This is a genomic window from Agrobacterium sp. CNPSo 3708 (genome assembly GCF_028674915.1).
Lineage (GTDB): Bacteria > Pseudomonadota > Alphaproteobacteria > Rhizobiales > Rhizobiaceae > Agrobacterium > Agrobacterium cavarae.
Genome location: NZ_JAQZSF010000016.1, coordinates 1 through 5,820, shown reverse-complemented (window position 1 = coordinate 5,820; position 5,820 = coordinate 1). Strand labels below are relative to the sequence as shown.

Below are 5,820 nucleotides of genomic sequence, written 5' to 3'. Positions count from 1 at the left end.
TCCAAAACCTCCGCTGCCTGATAGAGCCGGATATCGCTACGCAAGAGGGCCGGGTCAGCGATGCCGCCTACGTCAATGCGCATAGAAAATCGCGCTTACGAAATATCCACGCGTTGCAGCGACCTTTCGAGGTTCATAGTAGATGATCCAATCTCCAGCACAGCTTTGAACGCGACCGAGATACTGGCCAGGGAACTGATACTGCTCAGCCGGGCTATCCTCGTAGATCGAGTCTGTGCGGTGGATGAATACGCCGAATCCCATATGCAATCTCTATCATGATAATCGCGACCCAAAACAGGCAGATCAACGACGACGCTTACCCTCCAAACGTGCCGCTTTGTACGTCCGTTATCGACAGATCGACAAACTTCAACATCGATCGAAACGCTTTCATATCTGGGAAAGGCAAGCTACTCGCCCGGGGTACTTAGAATCGGCGTCATGAGTTTGACATGGGTATCAATCCGTTCGAGCACTTTTATCGGCACGACCTCGCGCTGTGGCATCGACCACCAGATTTGATTGACGCGCTCGACGGTATCGACCACCGCTCTAAGAACAGCAGCTTCCGGCAAGCGCGCACGCCTTGCGAACGCTTTCCAGCGCTGGGCACTCAGTGCTTTAAAGGATCGCTCGCCCAAAACGGATAACGCCATGGAATCTGTCGGAATGTAGGGGATCGTCGAAAGGACATCGTAAACTGGCGCAAGCTCGGGTTTGTCTCCCGCTCCGCGATAAATCAGCGACCAATTTTTTAAATGCATGTCACCATTTCCCGTGACCGCAGCCAGAGCCAACCTGCGCACAAATTCCAGCGCTGCGGCTGGGGAAACAGCGACGTTCAGAGCCGCAGCGATATCGTGATAGGCCGCACCTTCATACTTACGCGATGGATAAATGCCGAACACCTGCGCAAAGTCCTCGATATGGATCCGCGTCGCTCCCGTGCCGCGGTCGAAGCGCTTGATGAGCAAGACCTTTCCATCCGAGAGCGTCTCAAATTCCTTAGGAATGCCTTCGAATTCCGACTGATCGACGAGTTCTCGTTCCGGCACATCCATGCCAATTGCTTCGGCCAGAGCCAGATTGGCATATTCGTTTTCGGAAACACCTGGAAACGATGTCGACGGAAATTTCGCAATATACGAACCCTGCGCGTCGCCCAAGGGCAAGGTGAGACCACCGCCTTTGCCCGTATTCTTGATCACAGAGAGCTTCATCTGCACCCCAGCAAGAGAAAACCGGGCTTTCGGTTCGGGACGTGAGGGGGCATTGAATAGAGCACTTGCGCCCTCGCTCGGTACGATGCGGACAGCTCCTGGCAAATCCGCACCGAGCGCCGCAAGAAGATCGAAATCATTGCCGGGCCGAACGCTGCCGGCATGGTGCTTCTCCATCGCCTCGCGCAGTTTGTCTTCTGGAAGCAGATTGGCAAAAAAAGCTGGCAAGGCCCTGGCGACAGGCTTCGGGTCTTTGCGCAAGCCTCCGGTTGCCGCCCGAAAGGACAGGCTCAACACAGGAGAGCCACCAGTCAGGCGATAGCTTTCCTCGAAACTGAATGCATTGAAGTCACCAGGCGTCCGGACAATTGTGCCGACCTTAAGGTTATTCAGCAGCACCTCAAGCGAGGAGATGGACTTTGGATCGAGATACGCATCAGGCATCGTCATCACCGTTGGAACTGGCAACGAACGCAGGCAAATCGTCGTCGCTGCCATGCGGCTGAAGCAGCGCATTGACAGCCGGCACCATCGACTGCGGGATGAACATCAGTTCGAGACCAAGCGCACGTGCGATATTGATCAGCGTGGTCGTGCGGGCAGCGCTGTTTCCGCTTTCAATCTCGCGATAGCGTGGCCGCGATATGCCAGCCATCTCGGCGACCTGCTCTTGTGTCAGATCCAAGCCTTTACGCGCTGCCTTTAAAAGACCACCGATCTCAACCAATATAGTTGTGTCCATTGACATGTGATACTTAAACATATCTTTCAATGACGAAATGATACGTTTAATTATCTATTTTGGCACGCGCAGTCAAGGATCAGGCCTTGTTCATGAGGTACTCGCACAAGTGGTTGCGATTATCAGGCGCGCTAGCCGTCGTTTGGGCACTCAGCAGGCGTGCTGTCATGGATTAAACCGACACTTCGATGTCGGAGAAAAATTCAAACAACTTCGCAGAACTTAGTTGCGGATGCCAGGTTAGGACCTGCAGCTCTATTCAGTACTACCAGTGACTGTGGTCTCTCGTCACGAAACATCGCGCTCAAGCTTCTGGATATGCTCGTCGCAGACGACCTTCACCAATTCCAGCAGATGCGCGGTCCGGTCACCAAGCCACACAAGCGCCTCTTCGCTGATCTCGAAATGTTTGGAATATCGAGCTTTAACATAGGCTTCGTTGATCGTGTTAAACCAGGCTCTCTGCCGATGGTGATCCCGTGGAAAGGCTTCCACCAATCGCAAATCTTGCCCTTCGCAAGAGAGCGCAGGAATTTCACGTTGTGAGAGGCGGGCCCGTAGTTCGTGAGTGTCAACAAAACGCTTAATAGGCTTGCTCCAGCGTTTGATGAAGAAGGAATGCCACCCAACCCGCCATTACATCACTCGGCGCTTTTGAGGCGTCTCGATAAAAGTGGGAGCCCTTGAGTGTAGCCTCCGCTTCCGCGTATCGGTGTTCAAAATGCTCGCGTGCCACACTCAACCGTTCCTATGCCGACAACAGCTTCGGCTCAGCGAGCGGCTCGTCATCAAGCTCGTAGAGAACGATGCCTTCCTTGGCAACAGCCGCGACAAGGTCGAAGACGAGCTCCATCGCAAAGGCTGATTACCTCTTGTATCTAATCAACGGAAAGCCGCCTGGCGTCCTCCAGGGCGGCTTTCGTTTTAGTGTCTGACGTCTTGTCCAATGATAGCGTTACCGGTGGCTCCCTCTCTACCTTCCGAGCAAGACGCGCACCTGTCGGTGCTGTTCGGGCATGCGCACGTTCCGGGATAGCCCGCGATCGACTCCGCAATAATTCTCTGAATGATAATCGACGGAGAAATCTTCGGCTTGACCTCGACGGTCTCCCTGACCTCCGGTACTTCGCGTTTCGCAACAGGTTGATCATCGCTCAGAAGCCTGCTCGCGACCCAGCCCTCGCGCTGGGTAAGGTCGTCCCTTACGCGCGACCACTGGCCTTCAAGTGCCAACACCATTACGCGTTTGCCCATATTGAGCCGGTCGAGGATTTTGGCTTTTGCGTTCGGCGATTGCCTCAAAGCAACACTGTTCCCACGCACGAACTTGGGCTCAGAGCGCTCAGTGTCTTGCGCAGGTGGCACCGGAGTCGAGCGCGTTACCGGTGCCAACGGTGGCAGAGGCTTCTGACGACTTAGTGGCACTTGCTGAAAATCGAACCGCACTAGCTTAACCCGAGAACGTCGAATGCAAAGCTAATCATCTCGTCTGCGGCAAACGCCTAGTGTGTCGATTGAATTCTCGGCCGCGGATTTCAAAGCCCTACCTCCCCACCGACTTTGCGTGTATCAAGTCTTCGATCTCTTTAACTATCGTGACTCCCGCCCCGGCAGCTTCAACGGACTCAAATGACAGTCGTCGCATCCTATCTCTACCGCAACGGTAAGCGCGCCGACGCGGTCGCACTCTCTTCGAAACCTTTCGAAACCACCGCAGGCGACTTCGTCTGGACCGGACTGAGCGATCCGACGGTCGAAGAAATGGCGTGCCTCAAGGCGATGTTCGGGCTTCATTCCCTCGCGGTCGAAGATGCGCTGAATGGACGGCAGGTGCCCAAAGTCGACATCTACGGCGATCAGCTCTTCGTCGTCGCCAAGACCGCCCATTTGGAAAACGACAAGATAATCTACGGTGAGACCTGTATCTTTGTCGGCCAGCAGCATGTCATCACAGTCCGGCACGGATCGGCAAGATCGCACCAGAAACTGCGCGAACAACTCGAGCAGGCGCCGCAGCTCCTCTCGCACGGTCCCGACTATGTTCTCCACGGCATTCTGGATTTCATCGTCGATGGCTATCTACCACTCGTCGAAACGATCGAAGACCGGGTGCTGGATATCGAGAAGCACGTCCTCATCTCCTTCCTCGAACCAGAACAGATCCGCAGGATCTTCCGGATGCGCAGGCAGGTCATCAAGTTTCAAAGGGTCATTGGTCCGATGGCGGAAGTTGCCAGCAAACTCGCCCATCTCGAACTGCCCTGCGTCGACGACAATGCAAGACCGTTTTTCCGGGACGTTCATGATCATGTCCGCCGCGTGGAAAACATGGTGATCGGGCTACGCGACATCGTGACATCCGTCTTCGAAGCCGCAAATCTCCTCGAGCAGCAGCGGCAAGGGGCGATCACGAGGCAGCTTGCTGCATGGGCGGCGATCCTCGCCGTGCCAACCGCTATCGCCGGGATATACGGCATGAACTTCGAAAACATGCCTGAGCTGAAGACCGAGTACGGCTACTACGTTGTAATAGGGACCATTCTGGTTTTTTGCGCCATTCTTTATTACCGTTTCAAGAAGGCAGGCTGGCTTTAGTAGCCACACTCGCGCAGTCCATTGCAAGATTTGGGAAGAATGGACCGAACGCGCATCAGACTAGCTGTATCACTCGCGTGCTAACTCGAACGCTATGTCTGCCGCTCGCGAGGGCAACGGGGCTAACTTCACAAGATGGGCGCGCCAAATTTTCCAAATAGTTACGCGATTTTAGCCCGGCAATGCCGGGTTCATGTAACTTTGGTGTAACAGCTTCTTCATTCCACAGACATACCTGCCGATTCACCAACTTGGCATCTTCTGCGGCCCGTGAGATGGTCTGGTATGCACAAAATCGACGTTCCCACCCTCACGGCTCACAATCTCGTTTTACGTCCTGCCGTGTTGAGTGATGCGCAATTCATTGTTGGCCTGGCACGAGATGCCGCTATCCATCGTATGTACGGCGGCAGCGCGGCGTCACTCAAACCGCCTCATACTGAGGTTGAAGCCCGTGAATGGGTTCACAACGCTATGGAGCATCCTTGTACCTGGGTGATCGATGTGGGTACCGTCATTGGGACTGCGCGGTTAGACCGCATCGACATGCAGGATCGGCGGGCCAGTTTTGCCATCGGAATCCATTCCCCTGACTGGCTGGGAAAAGGCTTGGCACGAACGCGACCCGCATGGTGTTGGAGTTTGCCTTCTCCACCCTGCAGCTCCATCGCATCAGCCTGAGAGTCATCGCTTACAACTCACGGGCGATCCGATCTTATGAGAAATCGGGCTTCGTCGTTGAAGGACGTGAGCGTGAGGCGGGTTTTGTCGACGGCGAATGGCACGACGATATCATGATGGGTATTCTGGATCGAGAATTCGGCGCGGAGCGGCGTTAACACGGGAGACAATCCTCACCATAGAATTGCCCGGCAGTTCCGTCGCAGGCGCAAACGGCGGAGTCGCTACCAGCTTGTTAAGCCGGTGCGGCGCAGCGTGAGAGCGTCAGCATAAAGCGGCACGCATGAAAATGTTGACCTAGACAGCAGCGCGTCAGATTCTTCGATATATTTGGAACTGGAACTCATTGTGGAAAAAATTGTACTGCGGCGCCTACGTGCGAGTGACGCGGCGGCGTTCAAGAAGATTCGCCTTCAGGCACTTTATGGTAAGCGGCAAGCTGACCCCATCTGGCGTAGTTAGCGCGTTCGCTTGTAAATTAGATATACGATTCACAAACTGTGAGCTTCTATGTCTGCGCCTAGCTCTGGAACCAGAAACTTCCATATGATCGAGGCCGTTACGGAACGGCTTGAAGGT

At 54.7% G+C, this 5,820-nt stretch carries 5 protein-coding genes and 3 pseudogenes; 3 read left to right on the top strand and 5 right to left on the bottom strand.

Annotated elements, in window-relative coordinates:
* Positions 1–90: 90 nt before the first annotated feature.
* The 5 genes and pseudogenes from PVA19_RS22255 to PVA19_RS22450 form a co-directional block, all read right to left on the bottom strand.
* Positions 91–264, bottom strand: a pseudogene (locus tag PVA19_RS22255) (HNH endonuclease); the annotation flags it as partial.
* A gap of 149 nt (positions 265–413) precedes the next feature.
* Positions 414–1,667 carry a type II toxin-antitoxin system HipA family toxin gene (locus PVA19_RS22250; protein ID WP_274104278.1) on the bottom strand — a complete coding sequence of 418 codons (1,254 nt, stop codon included), beginning with the start codon at positions 1,665–1,667 and terminating at the stop codon, positions 414–416.
* Positions 1,660–1,971: a helix-turn-helix domain-containing protein gene (locus PVA19_RS22245; RefSeq protein ID WP_274104277.1), complete on the bottom strand. Its 312-nt coding sequence runs from the start codon at positions 1,969–1,971 to the stop codon at positions 1,660–1,662. Before PVA19_RS22245 ends, PVA19_RS22250 begins: the two co-directional genes overlap by 8 nt.
* 282 nt (positions 1,972–2,253) lie before the next feature.
* Positions 2,254–2,788: pseudogene (locus PVA19_RS22240) on the bottom strand (HEPN domain-containing protein); the annotation flags it as partial.
* Between the two features lie 101 nt (positions 2,789–2,889).
* Positions 2,890–3,288, bottom strand: coding sequence for an SH3 domain-containing protein (locus PVA19_RS22450; RefSeq protein WP_443111657.1), 399 nt, complete (start codon positions 3,286–3,288; stop codon positions 2,890–2,892).
* A 306-nt stretch (positions 3,289–3,594) separates the two neighbouring features.
* On the opposite strand from PVA19_RS22450, the gene PVA19_RS22235 reads away from it, so the two are divergent.
* The 3 genes and pseudogenes from PVA19_RS22235 (at position 3,595) to PVA19_RS22225 (ending at position 5,399) form a co-directional block, all read left to right on the top strand.
* Positions 3,595–4,560: a magnesium and cobalt transport protein CorA gene (locus PVA19_RS22235; RefSeq protein ID WP_274104276.1), complete on the top strand. Its 966-nt coding sequence runs from the start codon at positions 3,595–3,597 to the stop codon at positions 4,558–4,560.
* 285 nt (positions 4,561–4,845) lie between these two features.
* Positions 4,846–5,237 (top strand): annotated as a pseudogene (locus tag PVA19_RS22230) (GNAT family N-acetyltransferase); the annotation flags it as partial.
* Entirely contained in the window at positions 5,217–5,399 is a 183-nt protein-coding gene (locus PVA19_RS22225) for a GNAT family N-acetyltransferase (RefSeq protein WP_443111658.1), read from the top strand. The pseudogene PVA19_RS22230 and the gene PVA19_RS22225, both read left to right, overlap by 21 nt.
* Positions 5,400–5,820: the final 421 nt, after the last annotated feature.